Annotated in this window: 1 protein-coding gene; it reads right to left on the reverse strand. The window is 70.7% G+C overall.

Features of this window, described 5'->3' with window-relative positions:
• Positions 1 to 851 (reverse strand): GTPase HflX (gene hflX, locus MFF58_RS31850; protein WP_238294328.1); only part of this gene is annotated, 851 nt, incomplete at both ends.

Genomic DNA, 851 nt, shown 5'->3' on the forward strand with positions numbered 1-851 from the left:
GCCTTGTTCCAGACCTCGATGATCCGGTCGGCGCTGGTCTCGATCCCGAGTTCGCGCAGGACCTCGCCGACATCCTCGGCCTGGGCCTCGGAATCGACGTGGGAGACGTCGCGCACGTGGAGCAGCACGTCGGCCTCGATGGCGTCCTCCAGGGTCGCCCGGAAGGCCGCGATCAGCGGCGTCGGCAGGTCGGAGATGAAGCCCACCGTGTCGGACAGGATCACGGTCTCGCCGTGGGGCAGCTTGGTCGCCCGGGCGGTGGGGTCGAGGGTGGCGAACAGCATGTCCTTCGCGGTGACCTCGGCCCGGGTCAGGGCGTTGAACAGGCTCGACTTCCCGGCATTGGTGTAGCCGACGAGCGCCACGATCGGGTACGGGACCCGCGCCCGGCTCTGCCGGTGCAGACCCCGGGTGCGCACCACCGCGTCGAGATCGCGCTCGATCCGGGTCATGCGCTCCTGGATCATGCGCCGGTCGGCCTCGATCTGGGTCTCGCCGGGACCGCCCAGGAAGCCGAAGCCGCCCCGCTGGCGCTCCAGGTGGGTCCAGGAGCGCACGAGCCGGGACTTCTGGTAGGCGAGGTGGGCGTGCTCCACCTGGAGGGTGCCCTCCCGGGTCGAGGCGCGGCGCCCGAAGATCTCCAGGATCAGGCCGGTGCGGTCGATGACCTTGGCGCCCCAGGCCTTCTCGAGGTTGCGCTGCTGCACGGGCGAGAGGGCGCAGTCCATCACGACGAGGCCGATCTCCCGGGCGCGGATCAGGCCGGCGATCTCCTCGACTCGGCCCTTGCCCAGATAGGTCGAGGGGCGGATCCGCGGCAGGCTGATGGCGAGGCTCTCGACCACGTCGAG

The sequence above is a fragment of the Methylobacterium longum genome (assembly GCF_022179385.1).
Classification (GTDB): domain Bacteria; phylum Pseudomonadota; class Alphaproteobacteria; order Rhizobiales; family Beijerinckiaceae; genus Methylobacterium; species Methylobacterium longum.